23 protein-coding genes are annotated in these 21,554 nt (G+C 57.7%); 8 read left to right on the top strand and 15 right to left on the bottom strand.

The genetic code is table 11. The annotated features are described in order from the left end of the window. Positions 1 to 11 precede the first annotated feature (11 nt). The 7 genes from pdhA to ccoG all read right to left on the bottom strand — a co-directional run bounded on the left by pdhA (position 12) and on the right by ccoG (position 7,799). Positions 12 to 1,058 (bottom strand): pyruvate dehydrogenase (acetyl-transferring) E1 component subunit alpha, encoded by a 1,047-nt coding sequence (gene pdhA / locus ASF69_RS18075; RefSeq protein WP_062589587.1) that lies wholly within the window; start codon positions 1,056 to 1,058, stop codon positions 12 to 14. Positions 1,059 to 1,210: 152 nt separating this feature from the next. Further along, on the bottom strand, positions 1,211 to 1,528 hold the full coding sequence (locus ASF69_RS18070; RefSeq protein WP_062589586.1) for a septum formation initiator family protein: 318 nt from the start codon (positions 1,526 to 1,528) through the stop codon (positions 1,211 to 1,213). A 168-nt stretch (positions 1,529 to 1,696) separates the two neighbouring features. Beyond that, entirely contained in the window at positions 1,697 to 3,133 is a 1,437-nt protein-coding gene (gene gndA / locus ASF69_RS18065; RefSeq protein WP_062589890.1) for an NADP-dependent phosphogluconate dehydrogenase, read from the bottom strand. Positions 3,134 to 3,260: 127 nt separating this feature from the next. Further along, positions 3,261 to 3,416: a cbb3-type cytochrome oxidase assembly protein CcoS gene (ccoS, locus tag ASF69_RS18060; RefSeq protein WP_062589585.1), complete on the bottom strand. Its 156-nt coding sequence runs from the start codon at positions 3,414 to 3,416 to the stop codon at positions 3,261 to 3,263. After that, positions 3,413 to 5,719, bottom strand: coding sequence for a cation-translocating P-type ATPase (locus ASF69_RS18055; protein ID WP_156462110.1), 2,307 nt, complete (start codon positions 5,717 to 5,719; stop codon positions 3,413 to 3,415). The genes ccoS and ASF69_RS18055 overlap by 4 nt, the downstream gene beginning before the upstream one ends. After that, entirely contained in the window at positions 5,716 to 6,216 is a 501-nt protein-coding gene (locus tag ASF69_RS18050; RefSeq protein WP_062589584.1) for a FixH family protein, read from the bottom strand. Before ASF69_RS18050 ends, ASF69_RS18055 begins: the two co-directional genes overlap by 4 nt. Next, positions 6,213 to 7,799 (bottom strand): cytochrome c oxidase accessory protein CcoG, encoded by a 1,587-nt coding sequence (gene ccoG, locus ASF69_RS18045; RefSeq protein WP_062589583.1) that lies wholly within the window; start codon positions 7,797 to 7,799, stop codon positions 6,213 to 6,215. The genes ASF69_RS18050 and ccoG overlap by 4 nt, the downstream gene beginning before the upstream one ends. A gap of 118 nt (positions 7,800 to 7,917) precedes the next feature. Here ccoG and ASF69_RS18040 point away from each other — a divergent pair, with 118 nt between their 5' ends. After that, positions 7,918 to 8,319 carry an SRPBCC family protein gene (locus tag ASF69_RS18040; RefSeq protein WP_062589582.1) on the top strand — a complete coding sequence of 134 codons (402 nt, stop codon included), beginning with the start codon at positions 7,918 to 7,920 and terminating at the stop codon, positions 8,317 to 8,319. A gap of 55 nt (positions 8,320 to 8,374) precedes the next feature. Here ASF69_RS18040 and ccoP read toward each other — a convergent pair whose 3' ends face one another. From ccoP to cobU, 5 genes are all read right to left on the bottom strand, one after another. After that, positions 8,375 to 9,238: a cytochrome-c oxidase, cbb3-type subunit III gene (ccoP, locus tag ASF69_RS18035; protein ID WP_062589581.1), complete on the bottom strand. Its 864-nt coding sequence runs from the start codon at positions 9,236 to 9,238 to the stop codon at positions 8,375 to 8,377. A gap of 2 nt (positions 9,239 to 9,240) precedes the next feature. Next, positions 9,241 to 9,393 carry a CcoQ/FixQ family Cbb3-type cytochrome c oxidase assembly chaperone gene (locus tag ASF69_RS18030; protein ID WP_062589580.1) on the bottom strand — a complete coding sequence of 51 codons (153 nt, stop codon included), beginning with the start codon at positions 9,391 to 9,393 and terminating at the stop codon, positions 9,241 to 9,243. Positions 9,394 to 9,404: 11 nt separating this feature from the next. Further along, entirely contained in the window at positions 9,405 to 10,136 is a 732-nt protein-coding gene (gene ccoO, locus ASF69_RS18025) for a cytochrome-c oxidase, cbb3-type subunit II (protein ID WP_062589579.1), read from the bottom strand. Between the two features lie 12 nt (positions 10,137 to 10,148). Then, the gene (gene ccoN / locus ASF69_RS18020) at positions 10,149 to 11,771 is read right to left on the bottom strand and encodes a cytochrome-c oxidase, cbb3-type subunit I (RefSeq protein ID WP_062589578.1); all 1,623 of its coding nucleotides are present in this window, start codon (positions 11,769 to 11,771) and stop codon (positions 10,149 to 10,151) included. A 180-nt stretch (positions 11,772 to 11,951) separates the two neighbouring features. Continuing rightward, positions 11,952 to 12,476, bottom strand: a complete 525-nt coding sequence (gene cobU, locus ASF69_RS18015) for a bifunctional adenosylcobinamide kinase/adenosylcobinamide-phosphate guanylyltransferase (protein WP_062589577.1) — start codon at positions 12,474 to 12,476, stop codon at positions 11,952 to 11,954. Between the two features lie 529 nt (positions 12,477 to 13,005). On the opposite strand from cobU, the gene ASF69_RS18005 reads away from it, so the two are divergent. Together ASF69_RS18005 and ASF69_RS18000 are read left to right on the top strand one after the other, a co-directional pair. Continuing rightward, entirely contained in the window at positions 13,006 to 13,692 is a 687-nt protein-coding gene (locus ASF69_RS18005; RefSeq protein ID WP_062589575.1) for a DUF599 domain-containing protein, read from the top strand. Positions 13,693 to 13,764: 72 nt separating this feature from the next. Then, positions 13,765 to 14,733 carry a DUF1624 domain-containing protein gene (locus ASF69_RS18000; RefSeq protein ID WP_062589574.1) on the top strand — a complete coding sequence of 323 codons (969 nt, stop codon included), beginning with the start codon at positions 13,765 to 13,767 and terminating at the stop codon, positions 14,731 to 14,733. Positions 14,734 to 14,736: 3 nt separating this feature from the next. Here ASF69_RS18000 and ASF69_RS17995 read toward each other — a convergent pair whose 3' ends face one another. Both ASF69_RS17995 and mgtE read right to left on the bottom strand, forming a co-directional pair. Next, positions 14,737 to 15,123: a MerR family DNA-binding transcriptional regulator gene (locus ASF69_RS17995; protein ID WP_062589573.1), complete on the bottom strand. Its 387-nt coding sequence runs from the start codon at positions 15,121 to 15,123 to the stop codon at positions 14,737 to 14,739. A 163-nt stretch (positions 15,124 to 15,286) separates the two neighbouring features. Further along, positions 15,287 to 16,657 (bottom strand): magnesium transporter, encoded by a 1,371-nt coding sequence (gene mgtE / locus ASF69_RS17990; protein WP_062589888.1) that lies wholly within the window; start codon positions 16,655 to 16,657, stop codon positions 15,287 to 15,289. Between the two features lie 378 nt (positions 16,658 to 17,035). Between mgtE and ASF69_RS17985 the strand changes: the two genes are divergently transcribed. Genes ASF69_RS17985 through ASF69_RS17975 form a run of 3 tightly spaced genes read left to right on the top strand, consistent with a single transcriptional unit; the run spans position 17,036 to position 20,193 of the window. After that, on the top strand, positions 17,036 to 19,342 hold the full coding sequence (locus tag ASF69_RS17985; RefSeq protein ID WP_062589572.1) for an FdhF/YdeP family oxidoreductase: 2,307 nt from the start codon (positions 17,036 to 17,038) through the stop codon (positions 19,340 to 19,342). Continuing rightward, a complete protein-coding gene (locus tag ASF69_RS17980; RefSeq protein WP_062589571.1) occupies positions 19,342 to 19,689 on the top strand; it encodes a hypothetical protein in 348 nt (115 codons plus the stop codon). Before ASF69_RS17985 ends, ASF69_RS17980 begins: the two co-directional genes overlap by 1 nt. A gap of 12 nt (positions 19,690 to 19,701) precedes the next feature. Next, positions 19,702 to 20,193, top strand: coding sequence for a peptide deformylase (locus ASF69_RS17975; RefSeq protein ID WP_062589887.1), 492 nt, complete (start codon positions 19,702 to 19,704; stop codon positions 20,191 to 20,193). Here the strand turns inward: ASF69_RS17975 and ASF69_RS17970 are convergent, their stop codons facing one another. After that, the gene (locus tag ASF69_RS17970; protein WP_062589570.1) at positions 20,194 to 20,616 is read right to left on the bottom strand and encodes an OsmC family protein; all 423 of its coding nucleotides are present in this window, start codon (positions 20,614 to 20,616) and stop codon (positions 20,194 to 20,196) included. A gap of 125 nt (positions 20,617 to 20,741) precedes the next feature. Between ASF69_RS17970 and ASF69_RS23410 the strand changes: the two genes are divergently transcribed. Both ASF69_RS23410 and grxD read left to right on the top strand, forming a co-directional pair. Beyond that, entirely contained in the window at positions 20,742 to 20,909 is a 168-nt protein-coding gene (locus tag ASF69_RS23410) for a Thivi_2564 family membrane protein (RefSeq protein ID WP_042619558.1), read from the top strand. Positions 20,910 to 21,164: 255 nt separating this feature from the next. Continuing rightward, complete coding sequence (grxD, locus tag ASF69_RS17965) at positions 21,165 to 21,500, top strand: Grx4 family monothiol glutaredoxin (RefSeq protein WP_062589886.1); 336 nt, start codon at positions 21,165 to 21,167, stop codon at positions 21,498 to 21,500. The last annotated feature ends 54 nt before the right edge of the window (positions 21,501 to 21,554 follow it).

The following is a 21,554-nucleotide window of genomic DNA, read 5'->3' as shown; positions in this document are numbered from 1 at the left end:
CCCTTCCCAAATCAGAGCAGAATGTCGGTGTAGAGCTCGGATACATCCGGCTCCGGATCGTTCTGGGCGAACTCGGCGCTATCGGCCACGATGTCACGGACATCCTTGTCGATTGCCTTCAGCTCATCCTCAGTGGCCCAACCCTTTTCAAGGAGTCGTGCCTTCACCTGCTCGATTGGGTCATGTTCCGCGCGCATCTTCTGCACTTCGTCCTTGGAACGGTACTTGGCCGGGTCGGACATGGAGTGACCGCGGTAGCGATAGGTCAGCATCTCCAGAATGATCGGACCCTTGCCGGAACGGCAATGTTCCAGCGCCTCGTCGGCCGCAGCCTTGACGGCGCGGACATCCATGCCATCGACCTGCATACCGGGAATGCCGAAGCCGGAACCGCGCAGCGAGTAGTTGGACTGCGCCGTGGCGCGGGCTGTCGACGTACCCATCGCATAATGGTTGTTTTCGACGATATAGATGATCGGAAGCTTCCAGAGAGCAGCCATGTTGAAGCTCTCATAGACCTGGCCCTGGTTGGCCGCACCGTCACCAAAGTAGGCGACGGACACATTGTCATTGCCACGATACTTGTTAGCGAAGGCAAGACCGGTTCCGAGCGAAACCTGTGCACCAACGATGCCATGGCCGCCGTAGAAATGCTTTTCCTTGGAGAACATGTGCATGGAGCCGCCCTTGCCCTTGGACAAGCCGCCCTGGCGTCCGGTCAGCTCGGCCATGACGCCACGCGCGCTCATGCCAGCAGCCAGCATGTGGCCGTGGTCACGGTAAGCGGTGATGACCTGATCGCCTTCCTTCTGCGACATCTGCATGCCGACAACAACAGCTTCCTGGCCGATGTAGAGGTGACAGAAGCCGCCGATGAAGCCCATGCCGTAAAGCTGGCCGGCCTTTTCTTCGAATCGACGGATCAGCAGCATCTCGCGATATGCGTGCAGCTCCTCATCCTGGCCGAAGTCCGGCGTATTCTTGCCGGTAAATTCCTTGCCGGCAGTCTTTGCCGTGGTCTTGCGGCCGGATACGGTCGCGGTTTTTCGCGGCGCCATTCATCCCTCCCTGAGTTGCCATTAGAATGGTTGGATTGGGGGGCACCATATGCAAGAAAAGTGAAAGCAGCAATGCCATAAACGCATGGCTCGTATTCTGCCTAAGTTGCTGTGAATAAATTATAAAACTCGATTAACCAGAATCCGGTTAATCAGAAATAGGTGTTCATGATGACGATTTCATCGGCACGAGACATGTTCAGCTGGTAGCGGGATATCTCATCGATCATGTCACGCTCGAGCGATCCATCACTCATCAACTCGACTTGCCGCTCCAAGGCGACGCGGCTCTTTGTAAGCTTCGCAAGCTCGGCAGTTCTGGCAATGCGCTGGCGCTCCAGCCGCTCCGTGGCCTGAAGCCCGAAATCGCCATGAATGCAATGATAACCGAAATAGGAAAGAAAAGCGACGGTGATTGCCGGTACGACAAGACGGCCAAAACGTCTCTTCTTGTGATGCTTGGTCCACATACTCTTCAAACAGCCTTCAAACGCGTTACTGGGAATCACATTAGCCGCATTTGTTTAACCATCCGTTGACCTTAACCGCGCCTGTCGCCAAAGGCGCAGCTTTCAGAAAAGAAAAAGCCCCCGATGTCTTGCGGCATCGAGGGCTTCTTGTTTTCAGGTGACTTTCACTCAGGACTGGAAGATATCCAGACCACTGCCCCATGGGCCGTGCGGCTTGTCTACGCCGTCGGTCCGCTCGAAACCATGCGCGCCAAAGAAGTCACGCTGTGCCTGAATGAGGTTTGCGCTGCCACGTGCACGGCGATAAGCGTCGAAATAGCCGAGAGCCGATGCCAGCGCCGGAACCGGCAGACCCGATAGCACGGCGTGCGAAACAACGCGGCGCAGAGGCGCATCCGTATCCTTCACCATCTGCGCAAAGGCAGGCGTGACGATCAGGTTTGCGACATGCGGGTCCTTGGTAAAGGCGGAGGTGATTTCATCCAGGAACTGCGAACGGATGATGCAGCCTGCGCGCCAGATGCGCGCAATGGTCGGCATGGGAAGATCCCAGCCAAACTCCCTGGAAGCAGCCGACATAACGGCAAAGCCCTGCGCATAGGCGCCGATCTTTGCGGCCAGAAGCGCGTTTTCGAGGTCGGCGATGAATGCCTTCTTGTCGGCAGGTGCAGGCAGCGCAGCAGGCAGACCCAGAATGGTCTCAGCGGAAACACGCTCGTCTTTCTGCGAGGACAGGATGCGGGCAGCGACAGCAGCTTCGATTGCCGTTGCGGCGACACCCATGTTCTGCGCTTCGATGACAGACCACTTGCCGGTGCCCTTCTGGCCAGCCTTGTCCAGAATGAGGTCCACCATCGGCTTGCCGGTGATGGGGTCTGCGGCGCGAAGAACCTTCTCGGTGATTTCGATGAGATAGGAGTTTAGACGACCCTTGTTCCACTCACCGAATACATCGGCAATTTCTGCGGCGCTAAGCTTCAGACCATCGCGCAGGATGCCGTAGATTTCGGCAATCATCTGCATGTCGGCGTATTCGATGCCGTTGTGGATGGTCTTGACGAAGTGACCGGCACCGTCATTGCCCAGCCATGCAACGCAGGGCTCATTGTCGTACTTGGCCGAAATGGAGGTAAGCACCTTTTCAACGCGCTTCCAGCTCTCTTCGGTACCGCCGACCATGATGGATGGTCCGTGGCGCGCACCCTCTTCACCGCCGGAGACACCCATGCCGATGAAGGTCAGGTCAGTATCTTCAAGGGTTTCGAAGCGGCGAATCGTGTCACGGAAATTGGCATTGCCCGCATCGATCATGATATCGCCGTTTTCGAGATGCGGCTTGAGCATTTCCATCTGCTGATCGACCGGATCGCCAGCCTTGATCATGATGATGATCGGGCGCGGAGGGCGAATGGCAGCAATGAATTCCTCGATGGTTTCGCAAGGAATGATCTGCCCCTGCAACGCGCCTGCATCAGCGTAGAATTTTTTCGTGACTTCCGGGGTTCGGTTGAAAACAGCAATCTTGTTGCCTTTTTCCGCGATGTTGAGCGCGAGGTTCGACCCCATTACGCCAAGACCGATCAAACCGATTTCTGCCTGTTCCACGGATGTGCCTCCATATTTCATATAACGGCGGATGTTGTGGCACTCTAATGTGAAAACGGCAAGGCTACAGCGATCTCAAACGATTAAATTTTGATGACGCAGGTCAGCTTTGCAATAAGATGCTCCCTCACAGTGCTGGCCTGTCATCTCCATCATCCAGTGCCCGCCAGGCAGAGCCATCCATGTCGTCATACTGGCCGCTCTTCAGTGACCACAGGAACGCAAACAACCCCAGCCCGCCAAGGAAAAGCGCAACGGGAATGAGATAGACCAGCATGTTCATGCGAAACGCGCCTCCGCATTTTGGCTTCCAGCGGCGTTGGTGGCCACCGCCTCTTCCGGAGCTGTCAGGTTTCTTGCACTGTTGAGGCGCAGCGCGTTGGCAACCACGATGATTGAAGACGTGGACATGGCAATGGCCGCGATCATGGGCGTGGCGTAGCCGGCAAGCGCGATCGGCACGGCCAGCACGTTGTAGCCGATGGCGAGCGCGAAGTTCTGACGGATGAGCTGTCCCGCTTTCTTAGACGTATCGATCGCCAGCGCCACAGCCCGCAAATCGTCCCGCATGAAAACGAAATCCGCCGCCTGTCGGCCAATATCTGCGGCGGTCGCAGGCGCCATCGACACATGCGCAGCGGCAAGGGCCGGAGCGTCGTTGATGCCATCTCCTACCATCAAAACCTTGCTCCCTGCCCTTGCAAGCTCGGCACAGCGATTGGCCTTGTCTGCAGGCGACAGCGCGCCCTGCCCGGCATCGACCCCGACGCGCGACGCAAGTGCTGCGACGGCTGCGGGCCTGTCTCCAGATACGATCTGCGTTGCGAACCCGTCCTGATGGAGTTGCGCGATGGCTGCTGCCGCACCCGGCCTGATACTGTCTTCAAACAGGAATTGCGCCATCTCCTGCCCGTCGCGCGACAGCACCACCTCTGATGTCGAAGCCCGGTCATCTTCCTTCACGGGAACATCGGGACATGCAAAGCGGCGATTGCCAAGGCGGTAGAGCGCGGATGGCGTCTTTACTTCGACGCCCGACCCCGGAATTTCGCTGGCATCGTCAAACACTGCATAGGTGCCGGTGACTTCACGGCAAAGGCTCTGCGAAAGCGGATGGCGGGAATGAACCGCAATGCCGGCAGCAAGCCGCATCGTCTCCGAAGAAATCCGGCCACCGTTCACCAGTTGTGGTTGGCCAAGCGTCAACGTGCCGGTCTTGTCAAACAGAACGGTATCGGCCTCGGCCAGTCGCTCCATGGCGGAACCGTCCTTCACCATGATGCCATTCTTGAACAGGTGTCCGGCGGCAACCACCTGCACCACGGGCACCGCAATACCAAGTGCGCAGGGGCAGGTAATGATCAGCACCGAAATCGCAATCAGCATTGCCTGCTTCCAGTCTCCACCGAGAACGCCCCAGGCGATGAAGGAAACGATGGCCAGCAGATGCACCACCGGCGAATAATATTGCGCGGCCCGGTCCGCCAGACGGCGATAGCGCGCGCGTCCACCCTCCGCCGCTTCCATGAGGCCAATGATTTCGGAAAGAAACGAATCGCGGGCAAGCGCCGTCGCCTCCATGATGAGCGGTCCGGTCAGGTTCATCGTTCCAGCCTGAACGATATCTCCCGGCCGCACGATGCGCGGTGCGCTCTCACCATTGGCGATGGACACGTCGAGATCGCTGCTGCCGCTGACAATCTTCCCGTCAACCGGTATCCGGTCACCGACGGAGATTGCCACCCGGTCACCCGGCATAATATCGCTGACGGGGCGATATTCCCTGCTGTCGTCGGGCAGAAGCACCGTGGCACCACGCGGTGACAACCTCGCCAGCCCGGCAATGGCCGAGCGCGCCCTGTCTCTCATGACGTGATCCAGCGTGCGCCCGATCAGGAGGAAAAACAACAGTGATACCGTCGCATCAAACCAGGCATGGGCACCGCTGTGCATCGTCTCCCAGATCGAAACGCTGTAGGACAGCGTAATCGCCAGAGCAATCGGCACATCCATGTTGGTGCGGCCGTGTTTCAACGCATTATAGGCGGAGCTGTAAAAGAAACGGCCACCGTAAATCAGGGCGGGCGCAGCAATAAGTGCCGATATCCAGTGAAACATGTCCCGCGTTGCCGCATCCGCGCCGGACCAGACAGAGATCGAAAGAAGCATGATGTTGACGGCAGCAAAGCCGGTAAGTCCGACAGCGCGGATCAACTGATTGCGCAATTCATCCGAAGCTTCCTCGGCGGAACTGAAAAGATGTGTTTCATAACCTGTGGATGCGACGGCGCGGGCAATATCGGCGGGGTCGGTGCTGAGACCGTCCACCTTTTCCTTCCAGACCACGGAAACCCGCTTTGACGAAAGATTGACCCTGGCGCGCTCCACCTGCGGCAAGCGGACAAGAGCACTCTCAAGCGTGGTGATACAGGCACCGCAATAGACCGCCGGGACGGAAAGATCCGTCTGCCGCAACCCCTGCCCCAGATCGCGGCTTGCCAGCATCAGTTCTTCTGAGGAAGGCAGGGCCCGCTTCAGTCCCGCCTGTTCGAGAGCCATCTCGGTGCCGGGCGCGCAGCAGCTCATCTCACACCTCCGGCAATGTCGATGCGCGTTCCCTCGTGGACGATGATGGCGCCGTTCTTGACGGCTGTCGCCTCGACAATCCAGTCCCCGGCGGCAAGCTCATGTTGCGCAATGAAAGTGTTGGAGGATTTCTTTTCCATATTGAGCGAAAAATCCTGCCGTTCACCCACAGGCCGCCGAAAGTTCAGTGTCACGGCGTCCGTATCGATTGCCCCGCGCTGCGGATGCGAAACGATGTATTCGATTGTTGTTCCGTCTATCTGCAACTTTCCGACGATGCCGCTTGCAGCACGCGCTTTTGCGGCTTCTGCCTTGCCGTTGAATTGCTGGCTGGCGACATAGGTGTTCTGCACCACAAGGCCGCTCCAGCTTGTCACCGCATTCCAGGCCATCGTTACATTCACAGAAATCACGGTGCCGAAGAACAGCAGCATGATGATCAGCATGTGCCAGCCGGTGAAGACGAAATGTTGCTTTTCGCTTGGCTTAGCGCTCATTTCTTTGCTCCCGGACCGTTGAATACGGCCTTGTAATGGGCGGTTTCGGAGTATTCCCCGTCCACCGCTATGAAGTTGAAATCCTCTGTCGGCTTCACGGAAGCGCCGCTCGGCAGCGTCACGAAAACCCGCAGATTGGTGACTTCGTCTGGTTTGACGTCGATCGTGAAGGACCGCGAAGGCGTGTTGGACAGCCCGTTGATCTTCATCACCGCCTCCGGCAATCCATCCAGCGAAAACGTGATGGTGCGTGGCTGTGCAATCATGTTCAGCAGCCGAACGGTATAGCCGTTGCGGATAGAGCCATCGGATTCCATGACATATTGCGGATTGCGATCATGCAGAACGTTGACGGACAGGCGTTCACGCGTTGCCAGCGTCACCAGCATGACAACGCCGACCAGACACCACACGGTCATGTAAAACACCGTGCGTGGACGGAAGATGATGCGCCAGTCGAAATGCCTGATGGCATCGACAAAGCTGCCATCGGCGTTGCGCACATTGGAGGGGCGGATTTCGTGGGCGCCGCCACCGGTCGCCAGCGCCATGTTCGATTCGTATTCGTTGAGCGTCGCATAGGCGATAAGCCCGCGCGGCTTGGAAAGCTTGTCCATCACACTGTCACAGGCATCGATACACAAGGCGCAGGTAATGCATTCCAGCTGCTGCCCGTCCCTGATGTCGATACCCATGGGACAGACCGCGACACAGGCGTTACAATCCACGCAATCGCCCACCGGTTCACCAGCGGTAATCGCCTTTTTCGCATGGCGCGAGCGGTTCTCGCCACGCCAGTCATTATAGGTAACGACAAGCGAATGCTCATCCAGCATCGCCGCCTGGATACGCGGCCAGGGGCACATATAGGTGCATACCTGTTCCCGCATCAGCCCACCGAGCACATAGGTCGAAGCGGTCAGCGTGGCGACGGTGTAATAGGCGATCATAGCCGCCTGCCCCGTCATGAACTGCATGGCAAGCGTCGGCGCATCCGCAAAATAGAAGATCCACGCGCCGCCGGTCAAAACGCCGATGACGAGCCATATCGAATGCTTGAGCACACGCTTCTTGACCTTGTCGAATGTCCACGGCCCGGCATCCAGCTTCATGCGGGCGTTTCTGTCACCCTCCACCGCGCGCTCGACCACCAGAAACAGATCGACCCACACCGTCTGCGGACAGGTGTAGCCGCACCATGCGCGCCCGACGGCCGATGTCAGCAGAAACAGCCCGAAACCCGCCATCACAAGCAATCCGGCGACGTAATAGAATTCCTGAGGCCAGATTTCGATGAAGAAGAAATAAAACCGGCGGTTGGCAATATCCACAAGCACCGCCTGGTCCGGCGCGTAAGGCCCACGATCCCAGCGGATCCAGGGCGTCAGATAGTAGATGCCAAGCGTGATCAGCATCACGATCCATTTAAACCGCCGGAACCGGCCTTCCGCCCGCTTCGGAAATATCTTTCGCCGCGCCTCGTAAAGCGGTTGCCTGATCTTTGCAGAGTTCACAGGCTGGGCATTCAATCTTTCGATTGTGCCTGCGGTGATTTCGTCCTGTCCGGCGCTATATATATTCATTGTTTCGGGGGTCCGGTTTTGTACCCTTGCGTTCTGACACTTCGCCGGGCAACCATCCTTGACTTAGGTCAAATCGAGACAAAGTAGCGCAGGCCGCCAGGTCGCCGGAGGAACACGCATGTCCGTCATGGAATCGAAAATCATTCACCTCTCGATAGAGCGTCCGTGGAAAGAGGTTTATGCCTTCGCATCCGACCCTGTCAGGATGCCGGAATGGGCAGGCGGTCTTGCCAATGGCTTGAGAAAGGACGGCGAGGAATGGATAGCGACGGGTCCGCTTGGCGCGGCGCGCATCGCCTTTGCGCCACTCAATGATTACGGCGTGATCGACCACATCGTCACGCTGCCAAATGGATCGAAGGTCTTCAACGCACTGCGTGTCATGCCGAATGGGGATGGTGCGGAGATCGCCTTCACGCTGCTGAGGCAACCACAGATGACGCAGGCCGATTTCGAGCAGGATGCGGCGGCAGTACTGGCGGACCTCAACACGTTAAAGGCCATGCTTGAGCACCCATAAGAGCAATATGGAAAGGGCCGCACGTGGCGGCCCTTTCTGTTCCGGGTGATCCTCGTTATTCTCCACCACCCAGAGAATGTACGAACAATGTCAACTGCTTGATTGTGGTATCGCCAAGTCTTGCGCCCCAGGCGGGCATCACGCCGTGCTTTGGCAAGCGCACCTGTGCAGCAATGCCCTCTTCACCGTGAGATTTCAGCCAGATCGAGTCCGCAAGATTGGGCGCACCCATGTCGCGGTTACCCTTGGCATCTTCACCATGGCAGGACGCACAGTTGTCAGCGAAAATCTGGGCACCAGGCGCGACCAGAGAAGCATCGTGCGGCGTTCCGTTCAGGCTGACCACATAGGCTGCAACCTCACGGATTTCGTCATTTTTCAGCATTTCTCCAAAGGCCGGCATTTCAGAAAGCCGCGTATCGCTATCCTCGGTAAAACGAATGCCGTGGGTGATGGTGGTCTGGATGTCGCCAACCTTTCCGCCCCAGAGCCAGTCATCGTCGTTGAGGTTGGGATAACCGTTGCCACCTTCAGCACCCGAGCCATGGCACTGGATGCAGTTGATCTTGAAGGCAGCGGCGCCGCCCGCAACGGCAAACTGCATGAGTTCGCTGTCGGCCTGGATTTCTTCGAGCGAAGACGACGCGATCTTGTCCAGATAGACATTCTGCGCAGCTTTCGCATCGGCGCTTTCCGCGACAAACTCCGCCCGGCTGTGCCAGCCAAGAAGCCCTTGGGTACTGCCGCTGATCAGAGGCCATGCCGGAAAGGCGATGGTATAGGCAATACCCCACAGGATCGTGGCGTAGAAGGTCCACACCCACCAGCGTGGCATGGGATTGTTGAGCTCGCGGATGCCATCCCACTCGTGACCGGTGGTTTCGACGCCGCTGATATCGTCAATGTGTTTTTCGGACATGATCAGTCCTCCTTGAGCGGGATGCTGGCGGCATCGTCAGCGAATTTTTTCGATCCGGGTCGCAGCGTGAAGACCACGACACCGGCAAAGAACAGGGTCATGACGAGCAGGCCCCAGCTATCGGCGAAGTGCCGCATGGCGGTATAGGTTTCCATGATGCTTCCCCTTACCGATAACCGGCGGCATCGTCATAGGTTGAGAAATCGACCAGCGTGCCGAGCATTTGCAGATAGGCCACCAGCGCGTCCATCTCCGTGACCTTTGATGGATCGCCATCGAAGTCACCGACTTTCGCCTTGGGGTATCGCGCCTCAAGTCCCGATGCATCGGCATTGGGATCAGCCTGCGCCTTAAGGTCGGCAGATGCGTTTTCAATCATCTCGTCGCTATAGGGCACGCCAACGGCACGGTTGGATTTCAACTCCATCGCAACATCGGTGATCTGCAAAGGCGTCGTCTTGAGGAACGAATAGCTTGGCATGACGGACTCAGGCACGACGGCCCGAGGCTCCACCAGATGCTGAACATGCCACTCGTTCGAATAGCGACCGCCAACGCGCGCAAGGTCCGGCCCCGTGCGCTTGGAGCCCCACTGGAACGGGTGGTCGTACATGCTTTCCGCAGCAAGGCTGTAGTGACCATAGCGTTCGACCTCGTCACGGAATGGACGGATCATCTGGCTATGGCAGACATAACAGCCTTCGCGGATGTAGATGTTGCGACCGGCCAGTTCCAGCGGTGCGTAAGGACGCATCCCTTCCACTTTCTCGATGGTGTTTTCGAGGTAGAAGAGCGGAGCGATTTCCACGATACCGCCGATGGCAACCACAGCCAGTGAGCCAACAAGCAGTAAGGTCGCGTTTCGTTCGATGACGCCGTGTTTTTCAAGAATAGACATCGTTGAAACTCCTTATTCTGCAGGCTGCAGCTTGGGTGTTGCCGCCTTGAAGCCCGCTTCGTCGCGCTGGTAGCCGAGAATTGTCATCGTGACGTTGTAGGCCATGATCAGTGCGCCAGAGAGGAACAGGGCACCGCCCACCGCACGCAACACGTAGTATGGGAAGAGTGCAGCCACGGTTTCGGCGAACGAGTAGACCAGGAAGCCCTGAGCATCATATTCGCGCCACATCAGCCCCTGCTGGATGCCTGCAACCCACATGACGGCGGCGTAGACGACGATGCCGAGTGTCGCCAGCCAGAAGTGCCAGTTGACCATCGCCATGCTGTAGAGACGCTCGCGGCCCCAGAGCTTTGGTGTGAGATAATAGATGGCACCGAAGGTGATCATGCCATTCCAGCCAAGTGCGCCGGAATGAACGTGTCCAATGGTCCAATCAGTATAGTGGCTGAGCGAATTGACCGCCTTGATCGACATCATCGGACCTTCGAAGGTCGCCATGCCGTAGAAGGCAACAGCCATCACCATCATGCGAACGATCGGGTCGGTGCGGATCTTGTCCCATGCGCCCGAAAGCGTCATCAGTCCGTTGATCATGCCGCCCCAGGAAGGCATCCACAACATGATCGAGAACACCATGCCCAGCGTCTGCGCCCAGTCAGGCAAAGCCGTGTAGTGGAGGTGGTGAGGACCTGCCCAGATATACATGAAGATCAGGGCCCAGAAGTGGATGATCGACAGACGGTAGGAAAAGACCGGACGGTTCACCTGCTTGGGAATGAAGTAGTACATCATTCCAAGGAAGCCAGCGGTCAGGAAGAAGCCGACGGCATTGTGGCCGTACCACCATTGCGTCAATGCATCCTGCACGCCGGAGAAGGCCGAATAGCTCTTGACGCCAAGGAATGAAACCGGAACCGCCAGGTTGTTGACGATATGCAGCATCGCGATGGTAACGATGAAGCCCAGATAGAACCAGTTCGCCACATAGATATGGGGTTCCTTGCGCTTCAGGATCGTGCCGAGGAAGGTCAGCAGATACGCCACCCAGACGATGGTGAGCCAGATATCGACATACCATTCGGGTTCGGCATATTCCTTGCCCTGGGTGATCCCCAGCAGATAGCCGGTTGCGGCCATCACGATGAACAGATTGTATCCCCAGAACACGAACCAGCCCAGATCGCCGCCGAAGAGACGCGCGCGGGATGTGCGCTGAACGACGTAAAAGGACGTCGCGATGAGCGCATTTCCGCCGAAGGCGAAGATAACGGCAGAGGTATGGAGCGGACGGACGCGACCAAAATTGAGCCAGGGCTCGATATTGAGGTCGGGAAAGGCCAGTTGCAGCGCAACGACAACGCCGACCAGGAAGCCCACGACTCCCCAGAACACCGTGGCGATGACGCCGTAACGCACCACTTCGTCGAAATATTCAGATTGCAGCTGCTCTTTCGAAACGGCCTTGGCGGGAGCGAAGGACACGCGGCGCAGCATCAGGACCGTGCCCACGAGAAGCACGAAAAACAGCACCCACATATGGGCGGCGAAAAGATTGTCGTGAGCGAAGGCCGCCCCGAGCAAGGCGAGGAAGGCCCCCACGGCCACCATCGCTATTCCTAAAACAGAGTTCATTGTTGGTTTCCCCCAACGTCATCGCAGATACGACGCGGCTGGACGAACCACTCTGAAGGCGGCAAACGTGCTTTCGCGTCGTTTGCAGCTTTGCCACCGCAAGGGGCAAGCAGCCTTGATCCATATCAAGTCAGGCGGGAGGCGCTTCCGAAGCTGAATCCCGGGACGGGAAGACCCGGATTACCCCTTCATTTTGAGGGGTAGACCTGCAGCGATAAAATATACCTGCGCAGACATGGCGGCGATGTCCTGGTGAAGCCGCCCGGCAAGATCGCGGAACTGCCGCGCCATCCGGTTATCCGGCACGATGCCGAGCCCGACTTCATTGGAAACAAACACGATTTTCGCACGGGCAGAGGCCGCGTGTTGCGCAAGCGCTGAGTAAGCCGCATCGATATCGGCACCCTCTTCCATCATGAGATTGGTGACCCATAATGTCAGGCAATCGACAAGAATGACGTTTTCAGGCGAGTCGAGCTGGCTCAGAAGTGCGGTCAGTGCCAGCGGCTCTTCATGCGTCGTCCAGAGTTCGCCACGCCTTTCGCGATGCTGCGAGATTCGATCCCGCATCTCTTCGTCCCAGGCGCGACCGGTGGCGATGTAATGCGCCCGCCCCTCGCCCGAGAGAACAAGGCGTTCGGCAAAGGCCGACTTGCCGGAGCGTGCTCCGCCCAGCACAAGAACGGCGCGAGAAACATCAGACATGAGGATGATCACAAAGGTAAGGTAAGAACGATCCGGCCGCCAATGCGATATGCGTCGCAAGCCTTGCAGAACCCAGCATGAAAAGAGAACGATTCGTAGATATGGAGGCGTTCTCCCGGTCAATCATGCCGTTCTGGTTCGGTTGTCTATCGGCCTCGTTTACCCGCCCGCACCATGCAGGCATGTCGACAAACGCATTCGATAGAAAAGCGCCGGATCGTATGACTGAAGGTAGATACGGACAGGCCGATTGTCAATTTCCGCCCAAGCAAAAACCGCGCTGCACAAGGTACAAACGCGGCTTTGGTAGCCTTTTCAACTTGAAAAAGGCAATGGCAACACCGGTACGCAAAACCAATCCGGCGTGCAGGCATAGTCATAGCGGTACATTGTTACCGGATCGTTAGCACACATAATAAATTTGCCTGAGAGATGGAATTTTTCGGCAAGATTGCCATAGATCGAAATCGCATCAATATTGGCAGGCACCGAGATTCGAAATGCATGTGACCAAAGGTAATCTGACACCATGACGACCATCGATTATGTAGCACTTGTCGTGTTCGTGGTGCTCTGGTCATCCTACACGCACATCACCACCAAGCGCCGGCCCTTCTCCCGCACCAGTCTCAATCAGGCCATGGCTGAACGCCGTCGCAAATGGATCTATAATTCGCTGACGCGCGATCTGAAGATGATCGACACGCAGATCATGGCGGGACTTCAGAACGGCACGGCATTCTTTGCCTCCACCTCCATTTTCGCCATTGGCGGATGCTTTGCCTTGCTGGGTGCTACCGATCAGGTCGAATCGGTGTTCCGCGACATGCCCTTCGTGCATTATGCTGGCCGCACCGCCTTCGAAATGAAGGTCATCGGCCTGACCTGCCTGTTTGGCTATGCCTTTTTCAAGTTCGGCTGGTCCTACCGACTGTTTAACTATTGCACCATCCTCTTCGGTGCGATGCCGATGCTGCATGAGACAAATGCAGACAGGGAGGCAGCGGAACGCGCGGCAGAAAACGTCATCCGCATGAACATCATCGCCGCCAAAAACTTCAATGATGGCCTGCGCACCATATTTCTATCGATCGGTTATCTCGGCTGGTTCATAAGCCCCTATGTCTTCATTGCCTCCACGGTCATCATAACCGTTGCCCTGCTGCGCAGGCAGTTTTTCTCCGAAGCCCGCCGCGCCATCATGGACAACCAGTAACGGCCATGAAATCGCCGCAGTTGAAGGGCGAAGCGCTGGCAGCGAAAAGTAACCGTTGCAAAGGACGGATGAATGAGTGACGTGTCGGCAAACGCGACGATGACACAGCCAAAAGGCCGGATCGGCGCACTGGACACGCTGCGGGGCATCGCCCTTCTGGCCATGGCCAGCTATCATTTCACCTGGGATCTGGAGATGTTCGCCTATCTCGAACCGGGTACGGCCACGCAGGGCTGGTGGCGAATCTACGCCCGTGCCATCGCCAGCTCATTCCTGTTTCTTGCCGGTTTCAGCCTCTACCTCGCCCATCGCCGCGGCATCAACTGGCCGTCCTTCGGCAAGCGTTTCGCAATGGTCGCGGGCGCTGCGCTTCTGATATCGGTCGCCACCTATTTTGCCGTGCCGGATGGCTGGATCTTCTTCGGGATTCTCCACAACATCGCCGCCGCGAGCCTGATCGGGCTTTTATTCCTGCGTCTGCCCTTTTTCATCACGCTGGGCTGCGCGGCGCTTGCCCTCATAGCCCCGCAATATCTGAGTTCGGACGCCTTCAATCCCGTCTGGCTGTCGTGGATCGGGCTCTCGACGGTGCCGCCGCGCTCCAATGATTATGTTCCGGTGCTGCCGTTTCTAGCGCCCTTCCTGCTTGGACTGGCAACATCGCAATTCGTCACGCCTCGCGGCTGGCTGGACCGGTTCCGCAAGCCGAGCGGCAGGGGCAATGTCCTCGCACTTTTCGGTCGTCACAGCCTGTTGTTCTATCTGGTGCACCAGCCGATCCTGATCGGCATCGTCTATCTGGCAACGCTCATCGCGCCGCCTCCACCGATAGACCAGGTGGAAGCCTACAAGAAGAGCTGTGAGGCAAGCTGCATTCAACAGCAGAACGGTGTCGAGTTATGCCAGGCTTTCTGTGGTTGCACGCTGGAAACGCTGCAGGCCGAAAACCTGTTCGACCCCATGATGGCAAACGCACTTGCGGCGCAACAGCAGTCACGGATCGGCGAGATCGCCGCCCAATGCTCGGCGTCGCTTCAGTAAGGCTTACGTCCCGACGCCGATTTCGGCCAGACGCGTCAGGCAGGCTTCCTCGACATTGTCGAGTTCGGCAAGGGTTTCCTCGATATCCTTGCGCTTCTGGCGCAGATCTGCGCGCTTTTCGTCCACCTTTTTCATCAGGAGCTCCAACTGCCCGGACTCGCCCGGCGGCTCCTTGTAGACCTGAATGATCTCGCGGATTTCAGCAATGGTGAAGCCAATGCGGCGTCCGCGCAGGATTTCCTGAATAAGCCTGCGATCAGCCATACGGAACAGTCTGGTCCGCCCGCGCCGCTCCGGGTGGATCAACCCCTCGTCCTCATAAAAGCGAAGAGTGCGAGTGGAGACCCCGAATTCACGCGTCAGTTCCGTTATGCTATAATACTTATTCAAGGCTTCATCCGATTCTGGAGCATCGAACCGGAAACGACAGACAGGTTCCGGAACATTCGCAGCTCAAACAACAGGATAGAATGAGAAGCGAAGGCCGCCTCAAAACTCTCCCTCATTGATCTCACTATGATTGACCTTCACGTAAAAGTCAATTTTGCCGAGATCAGATGGGAACGCCGAACCACCATGTCGCAAGGCCGAGGAAGGAAAAGAAGCCGACAATGTCGGTAACGGCGGTCACGAAGACGGCGGAGGAAACCGCAGGGTCTGCTCCAAACTTGTCCAGCAGCAGCGGAATAATGATACCGGCGATGGCAGCGGCGAACATGTTGATCAGCATGGCGGTGGCAATGATCCCGCCCAGATTGACATCCTTGAACCACAGGCCCGCAATGATACCGATGGCACAGCCGAACAGGGCACCATTGAGCAAACCGACGCCCGCCTCACGGCGAATGATTCTGGCCGCGTTGTGAATGTCCAGATTTTTGGTCGCAAGCGCCCGCACCGAAACGGTCATGGTCTGAGACCCCGCATTGCCGCCCATGCCCGCGACAATCGGCATGAGAACGGCCAGCGCCACGATCTGCTCGATCGTCGCATCGAAAAGACCGATGACCGAGGCTGCCATGAAGGCAGTAATCAGATTGACCGCCAGCCAGGGCACGCGTGAACGCGACGTTACAGCGATGGTGTCGGAAAGTTCTTCATCGCCCACGCCGCCAAGGCGCAGAAGGTCTTCTTCCGCCTCTTCCTGAATGACGTCAACGACGTCATCGATGGTCAACACGCCGACGAGCCGGCCATTATCGTCCACCACGGCAGCGGACAGAAGGTCGTACTGCTCGAACAGCTGCGCCGCCTCTTCCTGGTCCATCTCGGCGGCAATCGGATGGTTGGTTTCGTGCATGATCGATTCGACCTTCACCTGCCGCTTGGAGCGCAGCAGCCGGTCGAGATCCATGGCACCCACCAGCTTGAAGGTGGGATCAACGACGAAAATCTGCGAAAACGATTCCGGCAGTTCCTCCTCTTCGCGCATGTAGTCGATTGTCTGGCCCACCGTCCAGAACGGCGGGACGGCGACAAACTCCGTCTGCATACGGCGTCCAGCCGAGCTTTCCGGATAATCCAGCGCGCGCAACAGCCGCACCCGCTCCGTAAACGGCATTTGCGAGAGAATGTCTTCGCGGTCTTCCCGGTCTAGGTCTTCAAGAATGTAGACGGCGTCATCCGAATCCATTTCGCCGATACCGGCGGCAATCTGGTCATTCGGCATCTGCTCGACGATATCGAGGCGGATCGCTTCATCCACCTCGGTCAGCGCGGTCATGTCGAAGTCTGAGCCCAGCAGCCGCACCATGGAGTGGCGCTGTTCCGGCAGGATCGATTCAAGCAGATCGCCCAGCTCCGATTCGTGCAGCCTTGCCACATTCTGACGCAGGAAAAGCACATCCCGATCGGCGATTGCAGCACCGACCATCGCCAGGAAATCAGACCTGATCGAACCGTCCTCGGCATAGATGTCGGCCATGATTTCCGGCCTTTTGGCATCTTCGCGCACGGAATGATGGTCGTCGGTCTGTGTCAACTTGCGTCCCTTTTCCGGCTGAGTGCGGTGCTATGCGAAAGCGCAGGAGAATGGCTTTTAAAAGCACAATGTCAACAACAGGATAGGACAAAAGAAGTTGCAAATTCCTATCTCTGCTTCGCTTTCTGGCTGAGCCTGACGTTAACCTGTCATGAAACAGTCTCAGCGAATTGAACGCGATGCGGATGCCATCGTAAAGTTACAAGTTGACATATGGCAGTTATACAGGAATCTGAAGCAAAGAGCTGCGCCAACAATCGCTGCGGATGGCACCGCAAGCGAGCAGCACGACAAGAACAAGATCAGAAAGAGACCTGTCAAATGGGCAAGATGGATTTCATCGGCAAGGCCTCCTCCGCAGCAGGCGGTTGGGGCGCACTCAAGAGCGTGGGAAAGCGCCTTCTGGAATCGGGCGCGCCCATTTCCGGCGCACGGACCCTGCTTAAGGCAAATCAACCCGATGGTTTCGATTGCCCCGGTTGCGCCTGGGGTGACCCGGAGCACGGCTCGTCCTTCGAATTCTGCGAAAACGGCGTCAAGGCAGTTGCCTGGGAAGCGACGGAAGCACGCGTGCCACCGGATTTCTTCGCCAGCCATAAGGTCTCGCAATTGCGGACATGGTCGGATTACGATCTGGAAAAGCAGGGTCGCCTGACCGATCCGCTGCGCTACGACCGTGCGACCGATAAATATCTGCCCGTATCCTGGGACGATGCCTTCAATGAAATCGGTCGCGTTTTGAGGAGCCTCGACAGCCCTGATCGTGCCGAGTTCTACACGTCCGGCCGCGCCTCCAACGAAGCTGCGTTCCTCTATCAATTGATGGTGCGTCTCTACGGCACCAACAATTTCCCCGACTGTTCCAACATGTGCCATGAAGCCAGCGGCGTTGGCCTGAAGGCCTCCGTCGGCGTCGGCAAGGGCACGGTTCTGCTGGAAGATTTCGAAAAGGCGGATGCGATTTTCGTCATCGGCCAGAACCCCGGCACCAACCACCCGCGCATGTTGGGCGATCTTCGCCGCGCCGCCATTCGCGGTGCGCGCATCGCTGTCTTCAACCCGATCCGCGAAAAGGGCCTGGAGCGTTTTACCGACCCGCAGGACAAGCTGGAAATGATCACCGGCGGCAACACCAAGATTGCCACCAATTATTACCAGCCGCGCCAGGGCGGCGACATGGCTGCCGTGCGCGGCATGAGCAAGGCAGTCTTTGCGGCTGACGATGCCGCGCGTGCTGCTGGCAAGCCTGCCATTATCGATTACGACTTCCTCGCCGAACATGCGGTGGAGTTCGAGGCCTATCGCGCCGCCGTGGAGGCAACCAGCTGGGAAACCATTCTCGACCAGTCGGGTCTGACCCGCGAGCAGATCGAGGAAGCCGCTTCCATCTACATGGCGTCCAACGCCGTCATCACCACCTGGGCGATGGGCGTGACGCAGCACAAGCACTCGGTCATCACGATCCGTGAAATCACCAACTTCATGCTGCTGCGCGGCAATATCGGACGTCCCGGCGCTGGCCTCTGCCCCGTGCGCGGCCATTCCAACGTGCAGGGTGACCGCACGGTCGGCATCGATGAAAAGGCCCCGCCTGCCCTGCTCGATGCGCTGGAAAAGGAACTCGGCGTGCCGATGCCCCGCAACCGGGGCCACAACACCGTGGAAGCCATCAGCGCCATGCTGGATGGCAAGGCGCAGGCATTCATCGCGCTCGGCGGCAATTTCCTGCGCGCCACGCCTGATAGCCCGCTTATCATCAAGGCATTCGAAAAGCAGAAGCTGACGGTCAACATCGCCACCAAGCTCAACCACTCGCATCTGGTGCCGGGTGAAGTCTCCTTCATCCTGCCCTGCCTTGGCCGCACGGAAATCGACCGTAACTCGCAGGGCAAGTCGCAGATCGTAACGGTCGAGGACTCCATGAGCATGGTTCACGGCTCCGGTGGTATCAACGAACCCGCCTCGCCGGAACTGCGCTCGGAAGTCGCCATTATCGCCGGCATGGCCGAAGCGACGCTTGGCAATGAGCGTGTCCAGTGGGCCAAGCTCGCCGACGATTACGACCTCATCCGCGATATGATCTCGCGTGTTCTGCCCGGCTTCCAGGACTTCAACGAGCGTGTGCGCGTGCCGCGCGGCTTCCACCTGCGCAATGCCGCAGCCGAGCGTGAGTGGAACACGCCAGCCAAGAAGGCAACCTTCTTCACCGGCCCGCTGCCGGAGAAGACGGAACATCAGGAAGCACTCGGCAAGGAAGGCGTTTTCGTTCTGCAAACTTTCCGCAGCCACGACCAGTACAACACCACCATTTACGGCATGGATGACCGCTACCGCGGTGTCTATGGCGAGCGGCAGGTCATCTTCATGAACCCCAAGGACATGGAAGCGCTGGGCGCCCACGCCAAGCAACGCGTCGATGTCATCGGTGAATATGGCGATGGCATAGAGCGCATTGCCGAGAACTTCCGTCTCGTGCCCTATAACATTCCGGAAGGAAGCGTCGGCGGCTACTATCCGGAACTCAACGTTCTCGTTCCGCTGCACAGCTATGGCGAAGGCAGCTTCACGCCAACGTCCAAGTCCGTTCTCGTGTCGGTTCGCCTGCGCAAAGACGCAGAGGCTGCCTGATGCGTGACGATGATCCCGCCGCGCGCTTTCTGGCCGTGGCGGACCGGATCAGCCAGACGGCCCCGGTTGCTCTCGATGCAACCGGGGCCGCATTGATTGCGGCCGTACATCTGGGCGTCGGCAGCGACAGTCGCAGCCTCGCCAACAAACTCGGCATCGCCCACGCCCTTGTCCTGCGCGAAATCAATGCTCTTGACGGTCGGATGATGACAACAGAGAAACGGGATGCCCGCACGCAGCGCACATGGGTCAAACTAACCGATGAAGCGTCGGCGCTGGCGCTCGCAGCCTCGAACGTTCTCCTGAAACCGTCGCTTGAAGATGCTGCCCATAGCCAAATGGAATAAATGGAACGCCCCATGGCACTTCGTTCTATCGTGACATATCCACATCCGGCGCTCGCATCGCCGTGCGAGCCAGTCACGGAATTCGACGCTGCCCTCGCGCAGCTTGCCGATGATCTCCTGGAAACGATGCGGGCCGCGCCCGGCGTCGGCATCACCGCCGCCCATATTGGTATCCTCAAGCGCATCTTCGTGCTGGAACTGACACCGGGCGATGTCGGAACCTATGTCAATCCGCAGCTTCTCGATGTGTCGGGGCAGACCATGCGGCATATGGAAGGCAGCGTATCCATGCCGGGCTTCACCGAAGAGGTGGAACGACCCGCTTCGGTGCACCTGCGCTTTCAGGATATCACCGGCCAGTGGCACGAAGAGGACGCCAACGGCTTCCACGCCATATGCATCCAGCACGAGGTCGATCAGCTGGATGGCATCTTCTGGCTGAAGCGTCTGTCCAGACTGAAGCGCGACCGTCTCATACGCAAATGGGACAAGGCGCGGGCCTGACTATTTGACAGTCAGATTGAAATCCGCATTGCCGCGCAATGTGTTGCTGACCGTGCAGATTTCCTCGGCCCTGTGGGCGATCTCCTGTCGGACCCCATCATCGAAATCGCCCGATATCGTCAGCTGCATCTCAAAGCGCGTGATACGTGCGGGCTCACCTTCCGATTTTTCACCCGACACCCGCGCCTCGACACTGTGAAACCGGTGGAGCACACCCATCTGGCTTGCGGCAATCCGGGCGCTGAGCACGAGACAGGCGGCCAGTGAGGAGTAGAGAAGATCGAGCGGGTTGAAGCCCGGCTCGGACGCGGCAGTGACGACGGCAAGAGACCCGCCGGTTGGCGTCTCGATGGTCGGATGCCCATTGCGCCCCAGTATCGCGGTTGCGCCCGTGGCGCGCTTTTTCACCCTTGCCTCGACCACACCAACTCCTAAATTTAGAAATTGCAAAAATTACATTTTGCACAATGGAACCAAATTCCCGGCTTTCGGTTTTACTCACGGAACGGTGATCAACCGTTATAGATTTGAAATAGGAGCTGGGACATATGGTTACTGGGACACTCGTTAGCATTCTGATTACATTTCTGGTCATCGTACTTATTCTGTGGCTGATCAACCGCCTGCCCGTCGGCGGCAGCGCCAAGCAGATCGCACAGGTCATCGTGATCATCATCGGTATCATTTCGCTGCTGAAATATCTCGCTGTATTCTAGGATTTGAAAAATCCTCGTGTGGCTCGAAACGAAAGTTTCGGGCCATTTTTTATGGCGGATACACCATGTGGTGACATGGCCTTCGCCTAAGCGGCTTTCCCGGCCGCTCATATGCGTCTTTCACACAATGCCTCGGGAACAACATGTCGCCACTGCCTTGATTTTTTGCCAATCATGGCTGGAAATCACGCGCCACCATGTTATCTAAGGACAAACGAAGCAGCGGCCTTGAACCGCATGTGAAAGGAAATGGCCATGAGCGGCATTCACGATATGATCGACGGCGAAGTGAAGGGCAACGATATCGTTCTCTTCATGAAGGGCACCCCCCAATTCCCACAATGTGGTTTCTCCGGTCAGGTCGTCCAGATTCTTGATTACCTCGGCGTCGAATACAAGGGCGTAAACGTTCTTGCGGATGCTGATCTGCGCCAGGGTATCAAGGACTACTCCAACTGGCCAACCATTCCACAGCTCTACATCAAGGGTGAATTTCTCGGCGGCTGCGACATCATCAGAGAGATGTTCCAGTCCGGCGAACTTCAGGAACAACTTCAGGAACAGGGTATCAGCGTCCGCGGCGCGGCATGATTTCGGCCGGGAAACCGGCCCCCCTACTTTTCTAAAACTTGTACAGGCGTTGCC

Origin of the sequence: Rhizobium sp. Leaf311 (assembly GCF_001423445.1) — a bacterium.
Taxonomy (GTDB): domain Bacteria; phylum Pseudomonadota; class Alphaproteobacteria; order Rhizobiales; family Rhizobiaceae; genus Agrobacterium.
The sequence above is the reverse complement of the archived record's forward strand: the minus strand, read 5'-3'. Positions and strand labels throughout refer to the sequence as shown.